Origin of the sequence: Sphaerospermopsis sp. FACHB-1094 (assembly GCF_014696195.1) — a bacterium.
Classification (GTDB): domain Bacteria; phylum Cyanobacteriota; class Cyanobacteriia; order Cyanobacteriales; family Nostocaceae; genus Sphaerospermopsis; species Sphaerospermopsis kisseleviana.
Genome location: NZ_JACJPT010000004.1, coordinates 22487 through 48487, shown reverse-complemented (window position 1 = coordinate 48487; position 26001 = coordinate 22487). Strand labels below are relative to the sequence as shown.

Annotated in this window: 23 protein-coding genes and 2 pseudogenes; 14 read left to right on the top strand and 11 right to left on the bottom strand. The window is 34.5% G+C overall.

Translation table 11 applies throughout. The features are described from left to right. The first annotated feature begins 102 nt into the window (after nucleotides 1-102). The 7 genes from H6F47_RS02035 (at nucleotide 103) to recN (ending at nucleotide 6581) form a co-directional block, all read left to right on the top strand. A complete protein-coding gene (locus tag H6F47_RS02035; protein ID WP_096572343.1) occupies nucleotides 103-363 on the top strand; it encodes a hypothetical protein in 261 nt (86 codons plus the stop codon). A 1-nt stretch (nucleotide 364) separates the two neighbouring features. Beyond that, complete coding sequence (locus tag H6F47_RS02030) at nucleotides 365-805, top strand: HNH endonuclease signature motif containing protein (RefSeq protein ID WP_096572342.1); 441 nt, start codon at nucleotides 365-367, stop codon at nucleotides 803-805. 150 nt (nucleotides 806-955) lie between these two features. Then, nucleotides 956-2032 (top strand): magnesium-protoporphyrin IX monomethyl ester (oxidative) cyclase, encoded by a 1077-nt coding sequence (gene acsF, locus H6F47_RS02025; RefSeq protein ID WP_137668169.1) that lies wholly within the window; start codon nucleotides 956-958, stop codon nucleotides 2030-2032. Nucleotides 2033-2223: 191 nt separating this feature from the next. Further along, nucleotides 2224-4074, top strand: coding sequence for an alkaline phosphatase family protein (locus H6F47_RS02020; protein WP_190647465.1), 1851 nt, complete (start codon nucleotides 2224-2226; stop codon nucleotides 4072-4074). A gap of 154 nt (nucleotides 4075-4228) precedes the next feature. Next, nucleotides 4229-4489 (top strand): DUF4258 domain-containing protein, encoded by a 261-nt coding sequence (locus tag H6F47_RS02015; protein ID WP_190647464.1) that lies wholly within the window; start codon nucleotides 4229-4231, stop codon nucleotides 4487-4489. Beyond that, the gene (locus H6F47_RS02010) at nucleotides 4486-4686 is read left to right on the top strand and encodes a DUF2283 domain-containing protein (protein WP_190647462.1); all 201 of its coding nucleotides are present in this window, start codon (nucleotides 4486-4488) and stop codon (nucleotides 4684-4686) included. The genes H6F47_RS02015 and H6F47_RS02010 overlap by 4 nt, the downstream gene beginning before the upstream one ends. Nucleotides 4687-4850: 164 nt before the next feature. Then, nucleotides 4851-6581, top strand: coding sequence for a DNA repair protein RecN (recN, locus tag H6F47_RS02005; protein ID WP_190647460.1), 1731 nt, complete (start codon nucleotides 4851-4853; stop codon nucleotides 6579-6581). Between the two features lie 192 nt (nucleotides 6582-6773). Here the strand turns inward: recN and H6F47_RS02000 are convergent, their stop codons facing one another. The 4 genes from H6F47_RS02000 to H6F47_RS01985 form a co-directional block, all read right to left on the bottom strand. After that, nucleotides 6774-8126, bottom strand: coding sequence for a cysteine desulfurase-like protein (locus tag H6F47_RS02000; RefSeq protein WP_190647458.1), 1353 nt, complete (start codon nucleotides 8124-8126; stop codon nucleotides 6774-6776). Nucleotides 8127-8284: 158 nt separating this feature from the next. Further along, entirely contained in the window at nucleotides 8285-9178 is an 894-nt protein-coding gene (locus tag H6F47_RS01995) for a DUF4922 domain-containing protein (RefSeq protein ID WP_190647456.1), read from the bottom strand. Nucleotides 9179-9467: 289 nt separating this feature from the next. Beyond that, nucleotides 9468-9911: a DUF2267 domain-containing protein gene (locus H6F47_RS01990; protein WP_190347150.1), complete on the bottom strand. Its 444-nt coding sequence runs from the start codon at nucleotides 9909-9911 to the stop codon at nucleotides 9468-9470. 228 nt (nucleotides 9912-10139) lie between these two features. After that, nucleotides 10140-11783: a serine/threonine-protein kinase gene (locus H6F47_RS01985; RefSeq protein ID WP_190647454.1), complete on the bottom strand. Its 1644-nt coding sequence runs from the start codon at nucleotides 11781-11783 to the stop codon at nucleotides 10140-10142. A 249-nt stretch (nucleotides 11784-12032) separates the two neighbouring features. Between H6F47_RS01985 and H6F47_RS28350 the strand changes: the two are divergent. Then, nucleotides 12033-12254 (top strand): annotated as a pseudogene (locus H6F47_RS28350) (helix-turn-helix domain-containing protein); the annotation flags it as partial. 251 nt (nucleotides 12255-12505) lie between these two features. On the opposite strand, the gene H6F47_RS01975 reads toward H6F47_RS28350, so the two are convergent. Both H6F47_RS01975 and H6F47_RS01970 read right to left on the bottom strand, forming a co-directional pair. After that, nucleotides 12506-14176 carry a DNA methyltransferase gene (locus tag H6F47_RS01975; protein ID WP_190647452.1) on the bottom strand — a complete coding sequence of 557 codons (1671 nt, stop codon included), beginning with the start codon at nucleotides 14174-14176 and terminating at the stop codon, nucleotides 12506-12508. A gap of 98 nt (nucleotides 14177-14274) precedes the next feature. Then, on the bottom strand, nucleotides 14275-14523 hold the full coding sequence (locus H6F47_RS01970; RefSeq protein WP_137668527.1) for a hypothetical protein: 249 nt from the start codon (nucleotides 14521-14523) through the stop codon (nucleotides 14275-14277). Between the two features lie 205 nt (nucleotides 14524-14728). On the opposite strand from H6F47_RS01970, the gene H6F47_RS01965 reads away from it, so the two are divergent. Beyond that, a complete protein-coding gene (locus H6F47_RS01965) occupies nucleotides 14729-16006 on the top strand; it encodes a hypothetical protein (protein WP_199291027.1) in 1278 nt (425 codons plus the stop codon). On the opposite strand, the pseudogene H6F47_RS01960 reads toward H6F47_RS01965, so the two are convergent. After that, nucleotides 16003-16125: pseudogene (locus H6F47_RS01960) on the bottom strand (AbrB family transcriptional regulator); the annotation flags it as partial. The gene H6F47_RS01965 and the pseudogene H6F47_RS01960 sit on opposite strands and share 4 nt — an antisense overlap. A gap of 248 nt (nucleotides 16126-16373) precedes the next feature. Here H6F47_RS01960 and H6F47_RS01955 point away from each other — a divergent pair. From H6F47_RS01955 to H6F47_RS01935, 5 genes are all read left to right on the top strand, one after another. Next, nucleotides 16374-17684: an ATP-binding protein gene (locus tag H6F47_RS01955; RefSeq protein WP_190347147.1), complete on the top strand. Its 1311-nt coding sequence runs from the start codon at nucleotides 16374-16376 to the stop codon at nucleotides 17682-17684. 5 nt (nucleotides 17685-17689) lie between these two features. After that, on the top strand, nucleotides 17690-18061 hold the full coding sequence (locus H6F47_RS01950; protein ID WP_137668530.1) for a hypothetical protein: 372 nt from the start codon (nucleotides 17690-17692) through the stop codon (nucleotides 18059-18061). 71 nt (nucleotides 18062-18132) lie between these two features. Then, complete coding sequence (locus H6F47_RS01945) at nucleotides 18133-18405, top strand: ribbon-helix-helix domain-containing protein (protein WP_137668531.1); 273 nt, start codon at nucleotides 18133-18135, stop codon at nucleotides 18403-18405. Nucleotides 18406-18458: 53 nt separating this feature from the next. Then, a complete protein-coding gene (locus H6F47_RS01940) occupies nucleotides 18459-19406 on the top strand; it encodes a radical SAM protein (RefSeq protein ID WP_137668532.1) in 948 nt (315 codons plus the stop codon). 265 nt (nucleotides 19407-19671) lie between these two features. Then, a complete protein-coding gene (locus tag H6F47_RS01935; protein ID WP_137668533.1) occupies nucleotides 19672-21603 on the top strand; it encodes a reverse transcriptase domain-containing protein in 1932 nt (643 codons plus the stop codon). A gap of 127 nt (nucleotides 21604-21730) precedes the next feature. Here H6F47_RS01935 and H6F47_RS01930 read toward each other — a convergent pair whose 3' ends face one another. The 4 genes from H6F47_RS01930 to H6F47_RS01915 form a co-directional block, all read right to left on the bottom strand. Continuing rightward, nucleotides 21731-23134 (bottom strand): ferredoxin:protochlorophyllide reductase (ATP-dependent) subunit N, encoded by a 1404-nt coding sequence (locus tag H6F47_RS01930; protein WP_190647450.1) that lies wholly within the window; start codon nucleotides 23132-23134, stop codon nucleotides 21731-21733. A 153-nt stretch (nucleotides 23135-23287) separates the two neighbouring features. After that, nucleotides 23288-24115, bottom strand: coding sequence for a DUF5331 domain-containing protein (locus H6F47_RS01925; RefSeq protein WP_190647448.1), 828 nt, complete (start codon nucleotides 24113-24115; stop codon nucleotides 23288-23290). A gap of 31 nt (nucleotides 24116-24146) precedes the next feature. Beyond that, on the bottom strand, nucleotides 24147-25013 hold the full coding sequence (bchL, locus tag H6F47_RS01920; protein ID WP_096572308.1) for a ferredoxin:protochlorophyllide reductase (ATP-dependent) iron-sulfur ATP-binding protein: 867 nt from the start codon (nucleotides 25011-25013) through the stop codon (nucleotides 24147-24149). A 581-nt stretch (nucleotides 25014-25594) separates the two neighbouring features. Beyond that, nucleotides 25595-25855 (bottom strand): TIGR02450 family Trp-rich protein, encoded by a 261-nt coding sequence (locus H6F47_RS01915; RefSeq protein ID WP_137668222.1) that lies wholly within the window; start codon nucleotides 25853-25855, stop codon nucleotides 25595-25597. Nucleotides 25856-26001 lie beyond the last annotated feature (146 nt).

The window sequence follows — 26001 nt, the reverse complement described above, 5'->3', positions numbered from 1 at the left end:
TTTTTTGTATTGACAAATAAATTTACTGGGATTTAAAATAATTACTGAATTTTATGTATATACTTGTAAATAACAGTTAAAATAATAAAAAAGAATACAACTATGAGTACATCTGTCAAAACCATTACAGTCTACGACGAATTTATAGATTTTCTCGCTGCTGGTACTACTCCCGAAAGTCTAATTAATTTCCACCTTTCAGAAACAGCACAAAACCGTTTAGAAGATTTAATTGACAAAGCGAAAAATAATCAACTCACCAAAGAAGAAAAACGGGAGTTAGATATTTTTTTGAATTTAGAACACGTTATTAGATTAGCAAAAGCTAAAGCCCATAAATATATCAACACTGAGGGTAAATAAAATGTCTCGTACTTACATTAATTTAGAAACAAGACGGTTAGTTGTGGAACGTGCTGGAAATATCTGTGAATATTGTCTAATTTCAGAGGAAGATACCTTATCTTGTCAAGTTGACCATATTATTAGTGTTAAACACGGTGGAACAAGCACAGAGGATAATCTTTGTTATGCGTGTGTTTTTTGTAATTTGCAAAAAGGTACAGATTTAGGTTCAATTAATTGGCGAAATGGTGAACTGGTGAGATTTTTTAATCCCCGTCGAGACTTCTGGGGTGATCATTTTCGACTTGAGGAAGCTGTGATTCAACCATTAACAGATATTGGTGAAGTAACAGCACGTATTTTAGATTTTAACAATGATGATCGGATTCAAGAAAGACAGTTTTTAATAGAAGTTGGTAAGTATCCATCACTAGCAGCAAAAGCAAAAACGAGTAATTAAATATAGAAAAAATGACATAAAAATTTTCTGTAATTGCTAAATTATCTCAGATGATTTTGTACAAATTACTTTCAATAATTTAACTGATGACTACTCATTACTATTTATGTTTAGATAATTCTACAAGGATAAAATAGCAAAAGGAGTATCATGGTTAAGTCTTTGGAAACTCCCCCAGTTGAGTTGTTGAAACCAGGTGTCAAAGCACCTGTTCAAGAAACATTATTAACACCCCGATTTTATACCACAGATTTTGATGCTGTGGCGAAAATGGATATTTCCGGTTATGAAGAAGAAATCAGGTCTGTAGTTGATGAACTCAAGGCAGATTATAACCGTCATCATTTTATCAGAGATGATGAATTTAAACAGTCTTGGGATCACATTCAGGGAGAAAAAAGACTTGCCTTTATTGACTTTCTAGAACGGTCTTGTACTTCGGAATTTTCCGGGTTTTTATTGTTTAAAGAATTATCTCGTCGTATCAAAGACAGTAATCCTTTACTCTCTGAAGCATTTGAATATTTAGCACGGGATGAAGCCCGTCATGCGGGTTTTTTAAACAAGTCAATGGCGGATTTTAATTTATCCCTTGACTTGAGTTATCTTACTAAAAACCGGACTTATACTTTCTTCCCTCCAGAATGGGTAATTTATACAGTTTACCTATCGGAGAAAATTGGTTATTGGCGTTATATTTTGGTATATCGCCATATCGAAAAGCATCCAGAATTTCAATTTTATCCTTTATTTAGGAAGTTTGAAAGCTGGTGTCAGGATGAGAATAGACATGGTGACTTTTTCAAGGCTTTGTTACGTTCTCAACCTCATTTATGGAATAATTGGAAAGCACGTTTATGGGTGCGTTTTTTCCTATTAACTGTGTTTGTCACCCATACTATGACAGTTTTTGAACGGGCGAATTTTTATGAAATTTTAGGAATTCATCCCCGTAAATACAATAGTCAAGTGATCACAGAAACCAACAAAACCGCAGCTAGGGCTTTTCCTGTGATTCTCAATACAAATCATCCCTATTTCTTCTGGAATTTGGAACAATGTGCGATCAATAATCAGAAATTGATTGATCTCAAAAACAGTAACAAATCTGTAATTGAGAAGTTCTTCCAAAAAATTCCTTTGGTGATGAATATTGTGTGGTATATGTTGAAGCTTTACCTCGTTAAACCTATCAATACAGAAAAGACTCGCCAAACTGTTTGTTAATTTTTTAAACTTGTGATTTGCGGTTTTTTCTTATTATTAATTTTTAATCTTGCGTAATTCCTCAGATCCTCAACTTCTTAAAGAAGTCGGGGATCTTAATATTATTTAATCTTATGATTCTTTACAGAAATTTAAGTATTATTTGATGCTATAGGTTGTAAAATCTTCATGTCCTAAAAATCACTAAGATAATGAGGATTTTTACACAAGGTGATCGCTGGGTTATTTTATTAGTTTGTTTAATTGCTGTTTTTATTGGTTTTCAAGTATTTGCTAAACCACCTCAACCACACAATGCAGTTATTTTTGTGACTGATGGTTTACGTCCCATGACTGTAAATGCTACGGATACACCCACTTTACAGTCAATTAAAGAACAAGGTGTAAATTTTGTTAACTCTCATTCTCTATTTCCTACTTTTACCACAGCTAATGCTTCTGTGATTGCTACAGGTCATTATTTAGGTGATACAGGAGATTTTAGCAATAATATTAAAGTTAATGTACCAGTTAAAAGCGCGAAAAATACCATAGTTCCATTTTTAGAAAATGACGCAGTTCTCAGAGAAGTTAACCAACAATTTGGTAATAATTTCTTAAATGAAATTAGTCTTTTAGCGATAGCGAAAAAATCAGGTTTTAGCACTGCGGCGGTAGGTAAATTAGGTCCTGTTTTAATTCAAGATATCACTCAAGAAACGGGTAAACCGACAATTATTATTGATGACGCTACTGGTACATCAACAGGAATACCTCTGAGTGAGGAAATTAGCAAATTATTAACCCAAAATTCCCTACCTTTAATTACACCATCACGGGGTGAAAATGGTAAAGCTGGTGATAGTCAAAATCCCGGTGCAAAAGTTGCCAATATTAAACAACAGCAATATTTTGTAGATGCGACAACTAAGGTGATTTTACCTCTATTTAAACAACGAAAAAAACCTTTTGTTTTGGTTTATTGGTCACGTGATCCAGATGGAACACAACACAATCACGGTGATAGTTTAAATCAACTTGTTCCTGGTATCAATGGTTCTACTGTTCAAGCTGCAAAACGCAATGTAGATAATAATTTAGCGCAGATTATCGCTACTTTAAAAAAATTAGATTTGGCAAAAAACACAAATATATTTGTGACTGCGGATCATGGTTTTTCTACCATTAGTAAAGAAAGTAAAACTAGTTATGCAGCAAGTCTCAGTTATGAAAATGTCCCTGCTGGTTTTTTACCTCCTGGTTTTTTAGGAATTGATTTAGCACATGATTTAGAACTTGCTTTATTTAACCCAGATCAGGAAAATTCAATAGTTGAACCGACACAAGGACAATTTTCTACTAATACTACTAATAGTATTTTAGGCAAAGATTCGCAAAATTCAGAGATAGTTATTGCTGGTAATGGTGGTTCTGATTTAATTTATTTACCTGATTTGCCAAACAATGAAAATCAAAAAGATTACGTCCAAAAAATTGTTAATTCTCTCCTCAAACAAGATTATGTAAGTGGTTTGTTTGTCAATGATGCTTTAGGAAAAATCCCCGGTACATTACCTTTAAGTGCAATCAAATTACAAGGAAAATCACGCACTCCTACACCTTCAATAGTTGTTAATTTCCGTTCTTTTGATACGGGTTGTGGTGTACCCACAGCTTGCGGTGTGGTTGTAGCTGATACTACTTTACAACAAGGTCAGGGAATGCACGGAAGTTTTAGCCGTGCGGATACTTTTAATAACATGACTGCTATCGGACCAGATTTTAAACAGCAGTATGTAGATGAAGCACCGGTAAGTAATGCAGATGTGGCTGTAACTTTGGCGAAAGTGTTAAATTTACAAGTTCCGGCACAGGGTAAACTGGTGGGAAGGGTGTTAAATGAAGCTTTACGTGGTGGTGTAAATCAGGTAAATTTTCAATCTCATGTATGGGAATCTGCACCAGCAGAAAATGGGTTAAAAACGGTGTTGAAATACCAGACTGTGGGTGATACTCGTTACTTTGATGTTGCGGGTTTTCTGGGTAGGACTTTGGGTTTGTAGTTGTCAAAGTCAAGATTTATGGGATTTAAGGATGAACAGGTTGAGGCTATAATTGATTTTAGGAACATTGCTAAAATCTAACCTATATATTCAATTATGTTTATTCTTGAATTAGCAAAAAGTTGGTTATAACATTAATATAGATAGATATGAAATGAGATACCAGATTTCTCGTCACGCACAAACAGAAATGGAACGCCGAAAAATTTCTGTTTCTTTAGTTGAATCGGTTTTAGAAAATCCTCAACAAATTCTTCTTGAAAAAGAAGGACGCAAAGTATATCAATCAAAAATTGATTTTGGTACTGGTAAACTTTTCTTACTGCGTGTTATTGTGGCAGATGATGTTGATCCTACAGTTGTAATTACTGTTTATCGCACTAGCAAAATTGAGAAATACTGGAGAGAATTATGAAAATCACATACAATGCAGAAGTTGATGTTTTAAGAATTATATTCAGTGATGTACAAGTTGAAGAAAGTGATGAAGAAAAACCAGGAGTTATTTTAGATTATGACGAATCTGGAAATATTATTGGCATTGAAATATTAGATGCTTCCAAACGTATTGATAACCCTTGTTCAGTGGAGTATTCTGTGAGTAATTCTTAGGTTGATTCTTTAATCCTGTAAATCCTATTCAGCCCAACTTAGTAACATTAGTTACTTAACCTGCTACTTAAAGAATCACCATCTATACATTATCGGTTGGATAGGGATAAAATTAAGAAGTATTCTAAAAATCCGGCATTTACCTTCACGGAGATTGTGGCCTGATGTTGCTGTGTCTCAGAATTGAAAATTTTGCCCTCATTGACCAGTTAGAATTAGAATTTGGTGCTGGTTTGAATGTTTTAACCGGTGAAACCGGCGCGGGAAAGTCAATCATTTTAGATGCGATTGATGCGATTTTAGGTGGTAAAATTTCTAGTCGTGTGATTCGCACTGGAACAAGTCGCGCTTTAGTAGAAGGGACTTTTAGTGTTAATGCAATTTTATCGGCTTGGTTAAGTGAACAAGAAATTGATTTAATTGATGATAATTCAATAATTATTAGTCGAGAAATTACCGCAAATAACAATAATATCCGCAGTCGATCACGGGTAAATGGGGTGTTGGTAAATCGGCAAATGATGGGAAATTTGCGCGATCGCCTAGTAGAAATTACTGCCCAAGGTCAAACTGTACAAGTGGGACAATCTGCACAAGTGCGAGATTGGTTAGATTTATATGGTGGTGATGATTTAATTCAAAAACGTCAACAGGTTTCTGTTGCTTATAGTGCCTATCAACAAGCATACCAAACTTTAGAAAAACGCCGCACTTCGGAAAGAGAACGCTTACAACAACTCGATTTACTCACCTATCAAGTTCAGGAATTAAGTGCAGCAAATCTTGATGATCCGCAGGAAATGGAACTATTAACCCAGGAAAGAGAGAGGTTAAATCATGTTGTTGATTTGCAACAAATGAGTTATAAAATTTATCAATCTTTATATCAAAATGATGCCGAATCTCCCACTGCTGCTGATTTATTAGGTGATAGTGAAACTATATTAAATCATATTGTTGAATTTGATTCCCAACTGCAACCGATTTTAGAATTAGTGCGGGATGCAGTCGCTACAGTGATGGAAGTGGGTAGACAAATTAGCATTTATGGCGAAAGTTTAGAAGCTGATCCGCAAAGATTAGAAGAAGTAGAAGAACGCATCCGAGAATTAAAACAAATTTGTCGAAAATATGGACCAACTCTCACAGAAGCTATTGAATATTATCAACGCATTCAAATAGAATTAGCTGAACTTAATAACCAAGAACAATCTATAGAAAGTTTAGAACAACAAGAACAAGTTGGTTTACAATATCTTAACCAAATCAGTCAACAATTAACCCAACTACGTCGGCAAACTGCGGCTAATTTAGCATCTCATTTATTAGCTGAACTCAAACCTTTAGCAATGGAAAAGGTCAAATTTCAAGTGGAAATTACACCGACTTCTCCCACTGCTATGGGTGCAGATAAAATCACTTTTATGTTTAGTCCTAACCCCGGTGAACCTATTCAACCGTTAACAGAAATTGCTTCTGGTGGGGAAATGAGCCGATTTTTACTAGCTTTAAAAGCTTGTTTTAATCAACAAGATGGGGCGGAAACAATGATATTTGATGAAATTGATGTGGGTGTATCTGGTAGAGTTGCCCAAGCTATTGCGGAAAAATTACATCAATTAAGTCAAAATCAACAAGTTTTATGTGTGACTCATCAACCTTTAGTTGCGGCAATGGCAGATCGTCATTTTCGAGTTGATAAACAAGTAATTAATAAAAATGGTAACACTGAACAAAGAACCGTCGTGAGAGTTACCAGTTTGGATAATTTAAAAACCCGTCGGGATGAATTAGCACAGTTAGCGGGTGGAAAATCTGCAAATCAGGCGATCGCTTTTGCTGAATCTTTGTTATTGCAAGCTGCAAACCACCGTCAAAATAATGGTGAAGGATAAATAAGAAAATCATCCTAAATGTGTAAATTTATTTTTATCTAACGGCAGAAAATTATACTAGGTTTAATATGATTGAACCGCAAAGGGCGCAAAGGACACAAAGGTAAGAGAGTTTAAGAGATTTTTTAGTGTGGCTGTGTTTATTTTTTCAAAATTGGGATGCTCCCCTTATTAAGGGGGATATTTGAGTTATTAACAGTTTAAAACTTGCAAAAGTTCCCCAATTTCATCTACAGTATTATAGTGTGCTAATCCAATTCTTAATAACCCTCCTGATGTTTCTACACCTAACTTTTCTGTCAGTTCAATAGCATAGAAATTTCCATGCCAAGTAAATATTCCCTGTTCTCCTAAAAACTTCGCTATTTCTGCCGATTTTTTACTTTCAATTGTGATGGAAACTGTGGGAGTTCTCCAGTTAAATTTTTCCGGTTCTGTAATTCCATAAATCTTAATTCCAGGAATTTCTAACAACCCATCAATCAATTTTTTACTTAATTCTCTTTCATATTGTTGAATCGCTGTCATTGCTGCTAACAAAGCTGCACGACGACTATGATAAGCTGATGCTAATTCATGGTTTTCTGGTGTTTCTGAAGTTAAAAACCGAGGACAATGAAAAGTAGTTAAACCTTCTCTATCTGCTGCTATTAAAGATTCCAGTAATTCATTATCTAAAGTTGGGGAAACGTGACAACCTAATTTAGCTAAGTAATTAATTGTTGCTACTAACCCCGCTAAACCTTCATGATTTAATGTTCCTGTTTCCCATCTCGATGGAACTTCATTAGATGCAGGTCTAACTTTATAGGGAGAAAATCGGGTTAAATGTTCTTTTTTGGCGTATAAAATACCAAGGTGGGGCGCAAAGAATTTATAAGCTGAACACGCGAGAAAATCACAATCTAAATGATGGACGTTTATCGGTGCATGGGGCGCATAATGCACAGCATCAACAAAAACTAAAGCCCCAAAACTATGGGCTAATTTGACTATTTTTGCAATATCATTAATTGTTCCCACAGCATTAGAAGCATAGGTGACGGCAACTAATTTTGTTTTTTCATTAATTTTGGTTTCTAAATCATTTAAATCTAGGGTACAATCTGAAATATTGATATCAACAAATTGAACATTTACACCTTTTTCTTCTAAAGCAACCCAGGGAGAAATATTAGCAGCGTGATCTAATTTTGTGACAATAATTTCATCACCTGGTTGTAATTCTCTAGCGATCGCACGACTGACACTAAAAGCGAGAGAAGTCATATTTGCACCAAATACAACTTCATCATGATCGCATCCTAAAAAATCGGCGATCGCTGCTCTGGCAGAATTAATTACCGCATCTGTTCGCGCACTGGTGGTAAAGTAACCATGAGCGTTAGCATTAGACCTAACTAAATAATCATTGATATTATCCAAAACTGCACCCGGAACTTGAGTTCCTCCAGGTCCATCAAAAAATATCGCTGGTTTTCCGTTAATGGTTTGGTTTAATGCGGGAAATTGCGATCTAATCCATTTTATATCTAGAGATTCCATAAATTAATTTCCTTATGGAGAGAAAACAGATTTTTTAATGCAGATGTAGCTTGCTTACCTAAGGGTAAGCAGATTATTTTCAAATCTGAAACTTTGCGTCTTTGCTCCTTAGCGTCTACCCTGCGGGATCTCCTGACGGAGATTGCGCGAAACTGAATTTATAATTCCTGGGAAAAATCTAAAGCAACCTTCCTTAAAATATTCATTGGACCAATATCTTTAACTAACTGCATTTGTTCAGTATTTCTCACCAACAAAGCACCGGCAAACCCTAGAGAATTAATAGAAATTGACTCAAATTCCTCCTGCAAACGTGGTATAATTAACATCCATTCTCGCGTTGCTAAAAAATTATATGCTCCCGATTGTTGATTATTATCAACTGCCTGAATGCCTACCATCTCTAGTAAAGCATAATATTTTGCTAACGTCACCCCTGCTGTTTCATTAGGTGCAAAAGTTGTAAAAGCGTGTAAAAAAGGCAGTCCGGGTATAGTTGTGATACCTTCTGTAAATTTAACTGTTTCTATTAATGCTGCAATGGGTATTTCTTTTCCCGAAATTGGTACTATTTGTAAATGTCTATGTTGCTGACTTGCACCAGCAATTTTACCACCATTATAAAATACTAACCCATCAAAGTCAACCAAACAAGCCGACATTGCCGTAAAATCTTCGAGAGTTAATAAACTTTCCTGTTCCTCAAAAGCACGGGTAATAATTAATAGGTGATAATCAACAACATTGAACTTATTTAAAATACAAACATGAGTTTCGGAAATGTCAGTTACAAATAAATCTTGTTCATAAGGTAAAAAAGGATTAAATTCTTTACCTGTCTTAGCAGTTTGTTTTTCTTGTTGTTCTTTTGCGGCTTTTTTACGGTTGAGATTTGCTAAAATTCTCACTAAAAATTTAACCCCATCTTGTTCCACAAATTCAAATTCTGTGGGAATATATTTTAAAGCTTCACATTCTAAAGCGTGTGCTGTAGTTTGTTTTACCCTCTTCCATAAAGTCCCTGGTTCGAGTAATATTTTCCCCTGTGTCATCTGTTTTTATGATAAAGGTGCGAAAATATTATATACTAATTCTCAATCAATTGTAAATAACAAAATACCCTGAAAATATTGATTTTACTCCCTTTCCCCCAAAAGATTACTAATTATCTTCCTTCTCTTCCTTCTCTTCCTTCTCTTCCTTTGTGTACTTTGCGTACTTTGCGGTTAATTCATAAAAAAATTGGCAACTAGATCGGAAAAGGATTAGTTATTTGTCACCATTGAAATGATCTTTGGGGCAACTCAACAAAGATGAAAATGCCCCATTTTAATTAAATAATTAAGTACGCACAGTTTCCGGCCAAAGTTCTCGCAAAGCTGGGGGCATCATGTGAATAACATCTTCAATTTCTCCTGGGGAAACTCTTTGAGCCATAACCTTAAAAACTGCACGCACCAAAGTTTCTGGATCAATATCAGCATTAACATTGCGGAAATAATCCCGAATATGCTGTAAAAATTCCTCCTTTGTTCTATCTTTAGTTTGTTTTGCACCTGGTCGCCAATTTTCGTAATAAAATCCACCTAGAAGAATGGGTAATTGCGCTCCCAAATGGGCAGCTTCTTCCACAGTCAAGCGATCGCGCAATGCGTGTAATGTAGCTCGCAAACCTTGAAAGACTTGGTGTTTATTTTCCCAACCTAACTCTTTTCCTAACTCATTAATCCAAGGAATTGTTTTCTGTACAGTAGCATCAAAAGTATCTAATCCTGTCATTGTCATAATTATTTCTCCTATTTCAGAGGATGAGTGTATGACGTTTTTTAAGCAGACTACTTAATGAATTCAAATTATAAAAACCTGAATATTTTCTAACTTCTAGCTAATGGAGCATAATTTTTTATATACTCCTCTATCTGCTAGGAGATTAGGAAAGATGAAAAAATTTTGTTACCAACAGATAAACCAAACTCTTACCTGCCTCCACGAGAAGACTTTCAATAGCATTCCCTAATTATTATTAGCAGGTGCATTTGCATTTTTTTCTTTTGAATTTGTTTCTTGTGTTGGTACAACCACAGCAGAAGAATCTTTACTCTCAGATTGCTTAGGTGGTGTTGTGGGTACAACCACAGAATTTTTCGGTTGTGGCGGTGCTGTTGGTATAACTACAGGTGCTTCTGGTTTTTCCGGTTGAGCAGAGTCCTTATTTTCAATAGCAGGAGGTGAGATATTTTCTTGTTCTTTTTCTGGAGATGGGGTAGGTTGAGGAGATGATTTAGCTTCCCGTAGCTTCTCCACTAATGAAGGTGTGGGATTAACCACAGGTGTAGATGTAGTTTGCTGATTTTTGCGGGGTGTAAGTTCTGAAGAATTTTCTTGTTCAGGCGCAGTTTCTGGAGAAACACTCTCGTTAGTGGGAGTTGGTTCTGGGGAAAAATTACGTTTGCGCTTGCGTCGTTCTGAAGTAGAAAATGATGCCGACTCACTAGAAGATTGAGTTTGATTATCTTGATTTTCCGGTGAAGGTGTAGTTTCAACTACAGGTTGTGGTGTAGTAGGTTCTGGAAGAGGTTGTTCAAAAAGTGGCTTGGGGGCTTGTGATTGAGATTTCGGTAACATTCTTGTCACAGTAAACCCTGCTGTCATAGCTACCAAAGCTACACCCACGCTAAGAAATGCCTTAGATGTAACAATTTTGTTTAGTAATACTGTAACTTTACTTACTGGTGATGATATAGGAGCAGGAATAGGTGCTGGTTGTTTTTGCCGATTTTCTGCTTCTAGTGCTGATACATTAATCGTTGGTGCGGGTTGAGTAAGTAATTGCGGTGTCATCTCCAAACCGCTTCCAGGTAATAATTGTAACCATTCTGCTACCGTCGCCGGACGAAACCGAGACTCCACAGCCATACCGCGCATAACTGCTTGATTAATAGCTGCACTCAGGTAGGGTTGCAGTTCACGGGGAGAAGGCATTGGTTGTCTATCTCGTAATAATGCCGGTATGGGAACTTGTCCGGTTAAAAGTGCATACAAAGTAGCAGCTAAACCATAAACATCGGTAGCTGGGGTGCGTGTTGCTTGGCTTAAATACTGTTCAATAGGTGCATAGCCTTCACTCACTAAACCAGTGTGAGTTTGTTTAACACCGCTGTTAAATTCTCTAGCTATGCCAAAATCAATCAGTATAACTTCCTGAGTGCCTTGGCGGAGAATAATATTATCAGGTTTAATATCTCGGTGCAGCAAACTGTTATTATGTACCACCTGCAATGCTGCCCCAATTTGGCGAATATAATGAATTGCGGTTGCTTCTGATAAAGGTATTCCTGGTGACACAAAGGCTTGTCCTAAAGTTTCCCCTGGAATATATTCCATCACCATGTAAGGTAAACCATTTTCCTCAAAAAAGTCACTAACTCGGACAATGTTAGGATGGACGCAAGTGGCTAATCTTCTAGCTTCATCTTGAAATTGACGCTCGAATTTAGGAAAATCAGGATGTTGCCTGAGCCGTTCGTTAATAGTTTTCATCACTACTTCTTGACCTAAGTAACGATGCGTAGCTTTGAAAGTAATACCAAATCCACCTCTCCCTATTTCTTGGATAATGGTATATTTTCCACTCTGCAAAATTGTACCTGTTAACATCGGGATTCTTGAGTCTTAATTGAGCAGTTGACACTTCCATTAAAGCTTGTGTCTTTATCAGTCTAAAACTTTTTCTGGGGTTCGAGTTGAGAAGTTGTTTCTGGATAGTAGAGAGGGTTAGTAGCTAGTTACTGTTTTCTTAACCAATAATAACAAATACTCACATTTGCTGAAAATTTCCTGTTATCTTTTGGCTTTGTGACAGAATTACAGTAAAATCACTGTATGCTACTATGATTCAAAACCCAACTCAAAGTTAACAAGCAACAACGACTACTACTGGCGCAACACGCAGGAGTAGCTAGACACGCTTGGAATCAAGGTTTAGCACTTTGTCAACAGGTATTATTACATAATAAACTTAATCCTGAAGAAAAAATCAAATTTCCCACTGACAAGGAAGCTCAAGATGTACCTCAGATGTACCTCGTGCTTTATCTAAATACAACAGGAGTCAGGAGTCAGGAGTAAAACTCTCTTTCTGTATAGGTTTCAATTTAGATTCTATAACTGATTGATCTTGATTGATCTGAAATCTGCTGTATCTAGATAAATATACCTGCGTAGATATACAGTTTTAGGACTTACGCAAGATGTGACTGAAAACCTTATTCTTGCGTAGGGGTAATTCATGAATTACCCCTACTTTCGTTCCCTTTTGCGTAAGTCCTGAGTTTTTGTTGTTAGTTTTTGTTGTTAGTTAATATCTCCATAAAAATCATCTAAAACAATTCCCCCTGTTCTCCTATATCTTGATTTTCGCGTTGTGCTTTTTTAAATGTCAATTCTCCCTGCTTCATATCAAAAAATTCCGGTCGTTTTTCTCCTGTTAATAATTCCTCAATCGTTAAAATCTGAATTTTAGCGTAATTTCTACCATTTCCAGCTTTATAAAAACCGGAAGATGCAGCTTCTTTAATCATTGGTTGGGTGGGAGGTGTGAGGGTAACAAATAATCCAATTTCTGCTTTATTTGTTTCCATAGTACCGCGCAAATCTCTAATCATAGATGCGTTAATATTTTTCCCACCTTTCACACTCACAATGATTTTTTTAACTGCTGTTTTATTTAATTTTTTAATATCTATAACATCTTCAAAAAAGATTAAACCATCTATTCCCCCATCTGCACCTTTCTTTTTATCTTTATAAGGTTGTGCATTCACCAAAGAACACGCCCACCATTGAAATTGATAAGCGTCTCTGTTAAATAAATCTATGGCTGCGGCTAAATCTTGTGGTGTACCTTCTACTTCAAATTCTATCCCTGGTACTAACTTTTGATTTTTATTTTCATCTTCAACAAATTTACTCGGAAAAGCATCTTTTAAACGTTTTTCTATTAAAGAAATTGCTAAATGGGTAATATCAATACCGATCCAATTTCTGCCTAAATTTTCTGCTGCATGGATAGCTGTACCACATCCACAGAATGGATCAAGAATGATATCATTTTCATTACTACTAATTTGAATGATTCTTTCTAATAATGTTAAAGGTTTTTGGGTAGGATATCCTAAAGCTTCCTTAGCTTGAGAATTAATAGGTGGTATATCATCCCAAATATCAGGGATAACTTTACCTTGAACCTCATCTAAATAACGTTTATAACGTGGTGTTTTTCCTGTTGGTGGTATGGCAATTTTACCTTGACTTAGCCACTCTTGAGCGCGAGATTCTGGCATTCTCCAACCATTCTCAGGAGGATCACAATCTAACAGTTTATAAAAATAACCTTTGCTTGCTTTTGGTTTTGTTAAATTATCAAATTGAAATCTTCTCCCGTCGCTATCAATATTACAATAATATTGTTTGATATATTCTTCAGAATAACTCAACCGTTGAGGATTCCAAGTAAATTCATTAGATTTGACATAGTAGAAAATAATATCTGTAATTCTCGCATACTTTTTAGCATCACTATGACTGCTAGTACGTTTCCAAGTAATTTGATTCCGATAATTTCTGGCATCAAATATTAAATCTAAAATCATTTTTAAATAATGACTAGCGGTAGTATCACAATGTAAATATAAACTACCTGTAGATTTAAGAACCCGATGTAATTCTATTAATCTAATTGCCATCATTACCAAATAAGCTGATAATGAATTTTTACCTAATGTTCTTACTAATAAATATAAAAATTGATATAATTCACCTTTTTTATCTTGAATTTCATCTAAAAATCTTTCTGATTCTATTCCCCAACTCCAGGTATCTTCAAAAGCGGTAATTTGTGCATCTGATTTTTCACCAGTAGCATTTTTAAAGATAATATTATAGTTAGCTTTAGAATTAAAAGGCGGATCAAGGTAAATTAAATCAATAGATTCATCAGGAATATTTTCTCTGAGAACTTGGAGATTATCACCGTAGTAAAGACGTTTCATGTATGGGAAGATTTGGTAAATTATAAAAAGTCAATGGTTGATATAATAACATATAACTAAGCTAACCTGAAAAACATCAAAGTAAAGTTAGAAAAAAATTAAGCTACCTGTTCCGCTAAAACTCGACCTTCCACACGCTCATATTCATCCTCAAGCAGCCAAATTTTCGCTTCTTCATAACTGGAACAAGCAAAAACTATCTTGTAATTTTCTGTGGGATCTAAAATGCAAAAATTATTTTTATCGTCACCAAGCAACATTAAAATATAAGGTGGTACAGAAGTGGGATCAACCCATATTTCTGTAAACTGCCAGTTATTTGCTAGGTCGGGTGCGGGGAATGACATGATATCTATCTCCAGTGACTTTTATTTCCTTTGCAGTATTTATCCCACACGCCACGCAAACGTTAAAAAACATTTCACTATATTGTCAAAATACAACACTATAAGGATAATTAACTAAGCATGGTTATGTTGTGCAATATAAAATAATATACAATTTTATTGTTATACATAACGCTGCTGAAGTTTTTACAAGTAGGAAAAAATTATGATACCAATTCAAGTGACCTTTGCATTAGCAAGTTGGGTTGCTAAAGGCTTACAAGATGGAACATTTGAACGGGTTGGGGGTGTAATTCGGGATGTAGCAAGTAAGAAAATTGTAACTTGGTTGCGAGACACTAATTCAGTTGCTCCTCCAGATCCCACCTTTCTTCCTCTGGTGATACAAGGACTTGATCCTGTTACTGGCATACTTAATTTAATTGCTTCAGGCGCGAATGCGGCAATTTCAGCTAAAGGTTTTTCTGATGTAAATCAGCGTTTAGATGGTATTGAAAATCAAATAGATGCAATAGGGAAAACTTTACAATTTTCTCAAAGTATTTTGCAAGTATCTACTACTGCTAGTATTCTCAATCTTGGTGTTTCTGTGATGGGTTTTGCTGTCATAGCACAGCGATTGAAAGAACTGGAAAAAAGACTACAAAAAGCCGAGGAGTTATTAAACAAAGTCAACCGTAAAATTGATTTGAGTTTCTACTCAAATTTTCGTGCTGCACTTGATTTAGCTATGAATGCTTTTACCATGACTAAGTTTGAGAATAGAAGGGATAGCGCATTACAAGCTATCAATCGTTTTTTAGAAGCTGAACATATTTATACTAGCTTCACAGATACAGAAATCGAAAAACAAAGCCAAATTGCGGATGAATATTTATTAACTCTATCTTTAGCTTACCTAGCCGAAGCACGATGTTATTTAGAACTAGAAGAACATGATACAGCAATTCGTAGATTTCAAGAAGGGCAAAAAGTTCTTCAATCACGTATTCATAAATATATTAATATTTTACTGACATCGAATCCAGCAGTATATCTACATCCAGAATTTCAAGGACAAATAGACTTAAAGAGATTAGCAAAAATTTATCAATGGATAAATTCGGATTTAGATGAAAATGCTGTATTTGAAAATCAACGTAACAATCTATTTAAAATTGCCAAAGATCATACACAATGGATTGATTCATTACCACCAGCAATTTTAGATCGTATCGAAGTTCAAGGTGGATGGTTTGGTCCAAATCACGATGAATTAAAACACGCAGCTTTTCAAAGACTTCCCCAAGTATTTGCAGTCATGGAATCAATGATTGAAACTAATAACCGCTTTGAATCTTATCAAACAGAAATACAAGCAATATCTAAACTAGGAATTAGTTTTCATGAATGGCTGCAATTAAAACCATCTAAAGAAACTAAACCAGAAGGTGCAGAATTAATGTTTATTATTCCTTCTCAACCTTTAGAATTACCTGGTTAAAACTGTATTTCCTCAACACCTTGACGAATCGCATCTTCCATATCTTCCAGGGTTGCAGGTTCACCATCATATTTCAAACAACCTGCGACATCCTCCAACTTAGTTACCACAAAAGGTTTTCATGATTAAGAATGATACCTGCTTATACTATTTGATGATACATTAAATGATGATATTTTTACGGATTTTAAATTTGCAAAATATTATGTATAATATTAAAATTCCGATTCAAGTGATGTGCAAGTAGTAATAATTAAATACAAATAGACGCAGATGATTTTGTAATTCACCAGATTGGGAAACGCTATATATTGCGAATTTATATATTAAAAAATACAAACATATTATTAATTCTCAAATTTTACTTATGGAAAAATTAACAATTAAAAACTTTCTCAACATAAATGAAGCTGAATTTAATTTATCCAAGATTAATATTATTATTGGACAAGAAGCCAGTGGTAAAAGCGTAATTGCCAAATTAGTTTATTTTTTTAAAACCTTCTTAATTGAATATAGAAATTCGATTTTAAAAAACCACAAAAAAAGTGAATTTGATAAAAGCATTATTAAGAATTTTAAAGAAATATTTCCTGAATATTCTTGGAATTTTCAACAATTTGATATCACATATCACATAAATTACGAGTTTCAAAATTATTATATTCGCTTGTATACCAAGCAATCCACCAAAAACAAATATACTCTAATTTTAGAATATTCAGAACATCTAATTAATATTCGTAGAAAATTACTTTCTGAATATACAAAAACAATTATTGATGATAGAGATAAAACTCAAAATAATTCCTCCAGTATTAGCAAATTAAATATAGGAGAATTTATAGATGAGATATTTTCAAAATACATTCTATCAGGAAAAAATATCAGCAATCTTGATCTACTAACTTTTATTCCCGCAGGTAGATCATTTTTTGCCGTTTTACAAAGTAATGTGTTTTCTTTTTTATCAGAAAATATTACCATTGACTATTTTCTTAAAGAATTTGGTTCAGCCTATGAAAGAGCTAAAAACTTGTATCAAGCCAGAAAAGATATCAATTTATTAGAATATAAAGATGATATTGATGAATTAGTAAATAAAATAATTGTTGGAAAATATATTCGTGAAAAAGGAGAAGACTGGATATACACTGACGATGACAGGAAAATAAACTTGTCTCATTCTTCATCTGGACAACAAGAGGCTTTACCTATGGCACTTATATTAGCAATTTTACCTTTTTTCACTTCATCTCATCGCATCTTTATCATTGAAGAACCTGAAGCACATTTATTTCCTACATCACAAAAACATATTGTTAGTTTAATTAGTCAAGTTTTCAATACAACTGAAAGAAAACATAAATTTATTATTACTACTCACAGTCCTTACATATTAACAGCTTTTAATAACCTCATTCAAGCAGGAAATACCTTTAAAGCATTAAAAGAAAAACCTGAACAAAATGATTTACTCAGAGAATTATTTAAAATAGTTCCCGAAAATCAAATGTTAGATATTAATGATATTGCTGCTTACACTATTAAAAATGGCATGATTGAAAGTTTAATTAATGAAGAAAATCACTTAATTGATACAAATATTATTGATGATGTATCCAACGAATTTAGTAGAGTTTTTGAAAAATTAATAGACCTGGAATTTGGAGAATAAAATTTGTGGATTTAGATAAATGTTCTGAAAAGATTACCCATAAAAATATTTTAATAGAAGAAAAGAAAAGTAGTAAAATAATTTTTAGCAATGAAAACTTAATAGAAGTTGAGAAAATTCAAGTAGATGGCTGTTTAGATATTCAAGGTGTTAAATGTGATTGGTTATTAGTTATCAATGAACCTTATCTGGAAATATACATAGAGTTAAAAGGTTCTGATGTAGAACACGCATTTACACAAATTGAAAATACAATTAAACTTATATCCCAAGATTATAAAAATGTGCGTAAATATTGCTATATAACCCACATTCCGTTTTGTGCCAGTGTTTCTGGTAGTTGGAGGGTGATAATTTCAGACATTTTGAAAAAGTGAAACTTTGACAATTTATTATAACCGTAAAATGTTAATATAAGAGTAACCTAGTTTAACCTAAATTAAACACCATGACTAATATTAATATTACTCTACCTGAATCACTGAAAAGTTTTATTGATCAACAAATTGCCGAAGGTGGTTATAATTCAGTGAGTGAATATTTACAACAGTTAATTATTCAAGAAGCAAGTCGGAAAAATAAAGGAAGTTTAGAATGTTTGATGTTAAGGGATCAAGAATTGGAAAGTGCTTTAGATGAATTAGCTGATAATTTGACAGCGTGCGTGGGTGCAAACGCGCCTATTTTATCTGATTATGCTGTTAGTAGTGAAAGTATTTAAGAGGATTATCTTTAATCATTTTTTTAGTTATAATGTTCGTATTTACAGCCTGTATGAAATACAAAATAAATGGAGATGGAGAACAACTTTCTTTATTTTCTTTAACAGAATTTTCGGAAGTCAATTATAAGAAAAATTCTGTATTATTTATCAATCAAACCACTCCATCAAAAATAGCGTCAAGCAAAATTGAATATATAAATAGTAGCAGTTTGCTAACTTCTCCAAGTGGATTTATCAGAGCCTATAAATTTACCCTGAATCCTTACAGTGGATGTAGTTTTGGTTGTGAATACTGCTATGCCCGCTTTTTTGCTCCTACTATTGAACAACAAAAAGATTGGGGAAATTGGGTTAAGGTTAAGGAAAATGCTATTGACTTACTTCACCGTTCCTGTAAAGCTAAGTCTCAAGACAGAAGATTAGAAACAGGGGATACAATCTATATGTCTAGTGTTACAGATCCCTACCAACCCATTGAACATAAAGTAGGCTTAACTAGACGTATTCTTGAAGAATTAGTTGAAATTCAACCACGCTTAACGATTCAAACCCGTAGCCCTATTGTAGTCAGAGATATCGACTTATTAAAACAATTCCAGCATATTCGGGTGAATTTTACTATTACAACCGACTCAGAAGATATTCGGTTACGATATGAACCCCATTGTCCATCAATAGAAGCACGATTAAAAGCTGCACGGCACGTATCAGAAGCGGGTGTACCAATTGGGATTTCTATCAGTCCCATGTTACCAATCAAAGATCCTGAGATTTTTGGACAAAGAATAGCAAAGTTAAATGCCGCAGAATATGTAACACAATTTTTCAAACCTACCCGCTCTCGTTTTAGTGCTGGTAGTTCTCCTGAGTCTATCCAGAAAATGAAGGAAGATAATTGGACTGAGACTAAGTATCAAAAAGTGAGAGCCACTTTGATTAGCATTCTGGGGAACGAACTTCCACTACTAGAAGGTAATGAAGGGTATGCGCCCGTATAAAAAAATTAGCCAAATAATGTTTAACACTTATTGACACTCGTTTCTTTTATTGCTATTGTTTATACACCTACTAAAGCATTGATTTTCTGTTGTTGTTCCGCAACAGAGTATATTCAAGTCACCAAAAACACCAAAAAAAGGTGTTGTTTAATGGTTAATACTGGAATGCTATTAGTAGGTTATTAATATTTTATTCAAATTTATATACTACAGATAGTAAATAGAGTATTTATTATACTTGGTATCAATTTATTGTAAATTGTTTATGCGATACTTACTAAGAGAAGCTTCAGAGATAGTAGAGTCATTTAGGAAAATTAACAGCTTTCAAGATTTTGCAGACTTGTTAGAAGTTGATTATTTTTGGTTCAAACAAGAATTATTTGCAGTTCCATTAGAAGAAAAATATACTTCATTTACTATTCCCAAGAGAAATGGTGAATCACGGGAAATATATTCACCAGTTTCGGGAATTCGTGAAATACAGGCAAGACTGAATGAAGTTTTGAGATTAGTATATGAACCTGAACGTAAACAGTCTGTACATGGATTTACTACCAGCAGGAATATTGTAACTAATGCTAAAAATCACTGTAACAAAAAATTTGTTTTAAACCTTGATATAAAAGACTTCTTTCCTACAATTACTCAACAAAGAATCAGAGGGGTTATGATGTCCCCACCTTATAATTTACCTAGTCAAATTGCAACGACTATTTCACATATATGCTGCTACGAGGGTAAATTACCTCAAGGCGCACCAACTTCTCCAATTATATCCAATATTGTTTGTGCTAAGTTAGATAGCGAATTACGTCTGCTTGCCAAACAAAATAAATGTTTTTATACTCGTTATGCTGATGACATCACATTTTCAACTATAGTAAAGAACTTTCCTTTATCAATTGCTAAAATCACAGGTCTTAAAATTACTGATGTTAGCTTAAGTGATAATTTAATTTCTATATTTAAATCTAATGGATTTCAAATAAACTTTAATAAAGTTAGAATACAGGGAGACAATCAGAGGCAAGAAGTTACAGGTTTAACAGTTAATAATAAACCTAATGTTTCTCGTAAATATATTAGACAAGTTCGAGCCATGCTCCATGATTGGCACAAAAATGGATATGTTCAAGCTTATATTAACGATTCAGCCATACGTTACCAAAAAAATAAGAACCGTGTTAACTTTTCTTCAGCATTAAGAGGGAAAATAGAATTTATAGGACAAGTTAGACAAAAAGATGATTTTATTTATCAAAAATTATTAACTTTTTACGAAAAACTTATAGAAAGAGAAATTATCAGACAAAGATCACTAAAATTTGATGATAAAGATTACAATAATTGGTGCGATTCGGTTGACGAATATGCTCTTCATATTATTAATAACTACATTGATGCTATATCTGTAGACATTGATAATATGAAAGAATGTATACAACAAGGTTTTGATGAATTAGACAAATTAAGAAAAAAACAAGATCCAGATTATGATCTACCTGGTGTTCCAATAGCTTATGCTTTTAAATACTTGCCCAGAAAAATTATAGCAATGACAGCAGTATTATCTCATTATTTTAGAGAAGAAAATGTACCCATTCCTGAAAAAATATTAGATGTTGGTAGTGGTACTGATGCAGTCGGCATTGCACTAGGCTTATTTAGACAAAAAATGTCTTTCCAGATTACAGCTATTGAACCTTGTAGCTATATGCGTCAATTTGCTATGTTTAGACCTAGTTTGCCGAATTTAGAAGTTTTAAATGTTAATGGTAGACTGGGAGATTGGTTTAATTACTTAAATAATAACTATTTTAATTTGATATTTATGTCTTCAATTTTGCAAAACTCCTTTGAAAATCTAGGAAATTCCTGGTGGTTAGAATGGGCTAATGAGTTATATCAAGCCTCTACTAATAATGCTAGATTAATCCTTATTGAACCTAGTGTAAAAGTAAAATTAGTCAATAAAATGAAATGGGCAATGGAGAGTTCTGGCTGGATATTAAGAGAGCAACTATTATTGAGTGATTTATTTCCAAATGTTTTTAATAAAGGTTGTCAATTAAAAAAATTAACTTCCTTAAAACAAGAACTTATAGGCAATTATTGCCCTTGGCCTGTATCTGGTTGGAATACTTATTATAAGTATAACGAAGTTATCCATATTTATTCTAAAAACAATCAATAAAAACTAATTATAACATCCCTCACTGCGTCCTCTGCGCCTCTGCGTGAGAAAACAAAAAAAGGACGAACCCCAAAAGATCCGCCCAAAATTGCCAAAGAACACGCAAACTTTAAAACTTATCTAGGTTTTAAACCTTAGCTTCCTCCCTTACCAACTTATCCCAACCCAAATCTTTTAGATTGTTATTCCTTCTTAAAGGACGAGTTACCAACTCCAAAATATCCCGCGCATTACCAAAACCATGAATCTGTGCAAAGGTAAACTCCACAGACCATTTAGTATTAATACCCCGCGCTTCCAAAGGATTTGCATGAGACATACCAGTAATTACCAAATCAGGTTTTAAATCATAAATTCTTTGTACCTGATTGTAATTATCCGGCTTTTCAACTATCCTTGGTAAAGGAACATTCATTTCCTGACAAGTCTTTTCTAACAAAGCTAACTCCGCAGCTTGATAGCGTTTATCCATGTAAGGAATACCGATTTCTGGAACAGTCATTCCACAACGCACCAAAAACCGAGCTAAAGAAATTTCTAACAAATTATCACCCATGAAAAACACAGACTTACCGCGAATTAATTGCACGTAATCTTCTAAATTTTCCCAAATCTGCGCTTCTCTTTCATCTAAACCTTTGGGTGTAATGCCAAAAACAGAACAAATTTTTTCTACCCATGCGCGAGTTCCATCTGGACCAATGGGAAAAGGTGCGCCAATTAATTTACATTTCCTGCGTCTCATTAAAGTTGTAGCAGTGCGACTTAAAAAAGGATTCACACCTGCAACATAATAACCTTCTTCTAACACAGGTAATTCTGTAAATCTTTTTGCAGGTAGCCAACCAGAAACTTTAACACCTTGTTTCTTTAATTCTAAAGTTAATTGGGTAACAACTGGATCAGGTAAAGAACCAAATAAAACCAAAGGTGGATGATCTACATATTCTGATTCTTCTTGTACAACATCTTCCTTTTTCTTCCCGAAATGTAATAACTTTTGAATTGCATTTCGTTCATTTTTTTCTGTTTCTGAAACTGGTGCTTTATCAGGACAACGGTTAGCCATTGCAGCTAAAACCGTATCTTCTCCCTGAGTAAAAGCATAATCTAAACCATTAGCACGAGCGACAACAATAGGAATACCAATTTCCGCTTCTAACTTGGGGGCTAAACCTTCCAAGTCCATTTTAATAATTTCCGTGGTACAAGTACCAATCCAAACGATAACACTAGGATTGCGATCGCGTTTAATTTGCTCACACAATCTTTTCAATTCTTGATAATCATTTAACTGAGCCGAAATATCACCTTCTTCTAACTCAGCCATTGCATAACGGGGTTCAGCAAAAATCATCACCCCCATCGCATTTTGTAGAAAATAACCGCAGGTTTTTGTACCAATAACTAAAAAGAAACTATCTTCAATTTTTTGATATAACCAAGCCACACAACTAATAGGACAAAAAGTATGATAATTACCAGTTTCACATTCAAAATTTAAAGCGGTATTTTCTGTAGCGATAGTCATTGTAATCTTCTCCCCTTAATTTTTAATGCTTACAAGTCAGGAGTCAGGTGACAGGAGTTTTTTATTTTAGATTTTGGATTTTGGATTGTTTTTGTTATCTCCAATCTAAAATCTAAAATCTAAAATTTTCTTCCCCAGTCCCCAGTCCCCTATTCACTGATTTATATTGTTGGGGAAGAGACGAGCCATTTCTGACTCATCAAAAACCTCAGAAGGTAATTCTTCACCTAAAAGGTTATTATTTTCTTCACCCTCTTCCAGAAGAGATGAATCATCTCCCCAAACATCAGAAATCACATCACGAAATTCACTTTCATCTGGTTGATTTAAATCATCCAATCCATTTTCATCGGATAGATTGAAATCATCTATAGCTTGATGTTCGTTATCTGCTGTTAAATTGACAGTCTCAAAAGACATCCCGCTAAAGTCTTTTTCTGTTTCTAAATTAGGTGCTGATTTAAACTCATCTGTGATGTTTTCCTCAGATAAAGAAATTGAATCAAACGCATCTTTACTTGCCAGTGAATCTTCTTCTTGCCATTGATGTTCACTTACGTCCATTGTTAACTCTTGAACAGAGTTTTTTTCCTCAACAACGCTGAAATCATCGACTGCTGATGGTTGATCTTCAGAAATGTTTTCTGTAACCTCTTGGGAAGCATGAGAATACATTTTTGCTTCTTGGGTAGGACTCAACCGATTACCAAGGACAATATCTGCATCAAAATGCAGCCCTAGCACGTCAATTAGAGTATCAGCATCAGGATTTAATTTGGCAAAAGGAAACATCAACTGGGCTAATTTAGGTTCTAGGGCATTTACTACTCCCAGAATGAGGTAAGAGGAAGGACGCTTCCCGCCATCGGGGGTATAAACCGATTCCACTGCCATTTGCAAGGTAATCCAGTCACGGTTGACTTGAAAGAACTGTAACCACTTTTGTTTGATTGAATCCGTAAAACTATCAAAGAAGGCCATAATCTCCCCCATCCTGAAGAGGTAAATTGTTTTATACAATCATCAAGTCTAATTCCTCTTCCGGATTTGTTACCTGTGGTTTACTCGGATTTAAATAAAAATCTGACAAAAGTGAAAAAAGTTCACGATCAGGGGCATCGTTCGGAACGACACCTTCAGGACGCGCTAATATCTGATCAGCTATACTTAAATAATAGTCGCAAACGTATCTCAGGGAAGGATCTGACTCAGCCATCTCAAACAGCGTTTTTCCTTTAACGCGGGAAACACGGATATCTTCTATTAAAGGCAATACTTCTAAAACTGGCATTGGTACGGCTTCTACGTATTTTTCAATTAAGTCACGTTTAGCAGTACGATTACCGATTAACCCCGCTAGTCTCAGGGGGTGAGTTCTGGCTTTTTCACGGACGGAAGCAGCGATGCGGTTAGCAGCAAATAAGGCATCAAAACCGTTGTCTGTAACGATCATACAGTAGTCGGCATAGTTCAAAGGTGCTGCAAAACCACCACAAACCACATCACCGAGAACGTCAAATAAAATTACGTCATATTCATCAAAAGCGTTAAGTTCTTTTAAGAGTTTGACTGTTTCACCTACCACATAACCACCACACCCCGCACCGGCTGGGGGTCCTCCAGCTTCGACACAATCAACTCCACCATAACCTTTATAGATCACATCCTCTGGCCAAACATCTTCGTAGTGATAGTCTTTCTCTTGTAGGGTGTCGATGATAGTAGGAATCAAAAACCCGGTCAGGGTAAAGGTACTGTCGTGTTTAGGGTCACAACCAATTTGCAGCACTTTTTTACCCCGTTTAGCTAGGGCTACGGATATATTACAGCTGGTTGTAGATTTACCGATACCGCCTTTTCCATACACTGCTAATTTCATTTTTCTTTACCTCTAATAGTTTCTTTTCTTAGCTTGTACCTTTACCCAGCACTCAACCAGTTATGGAGATGTGTGAGGTCTGTGAGTGCCATTATTGTGCAAATTCCTAGAAAAGCAAAGGGTCTAAAAATCATCAAATCAAAGATAATTGATTTATTACAAAGATATTTTGATAATTAAGGCTAAAATAAACTCTAAAATCTCTAAAAAATCTTAAAAAATTTATTTATTGATATTTTTAAATTTTTTATATAAAAATAGTTACAAAAGACAAATTAGCTAAAATAGTATTTTATTAATGGTTTCCATAGAATTATTCAATCATTGCCCAAGTTTATTAAGCAGCAAATAAGATGTTATTGCTGATGAGCATAACTATCGTCAGTGCATACCAGGAGAATAGACTTGAGATTTGAGAGAGGATATAAATTTAGGGTTTTTGGGACTGGAGGAACACAAAAGTAATCTGCATCTATCTTTGATCTCTGAGTATCTGCGATCATTGTTGTTAATTAATATTAAATATTCAAATATCTGAGAAAAGTTAATCAAATCATGAAATAGTTAAATTTTATGTATGATCATGTAATGTTATTAATTTTTTCCAGATCATTAATTTCCTGTAAAGATTGCCAGCCGGCGTGCCATTGAGAGTTATCCTGTAATAATTTGGCATTGATCCAAAAACGCACATTAGGGTCACAAGCAGCTACCATTTCCGCATAGACCCACTTACCCTGATTTTTACGGTTAACAACTTGAAAATGTCGCCAACCATCAACTTTTTGCTGTGCTGTCCACTTAGAACCCAGTAAATGAGGAAACTTTTGTTTTTTGGGCATTGGTGATTGGTGATTGGTGATTGGTGATTGGTGATTGGTGATTGGTGATTGGTGATTGGTGATTGGTGATTGGTGATTGGTAAAAATTAATATAATTTCTCGAACACCCAAACATCATGTTTATAGACTCTTTTCTCTGCGACTCT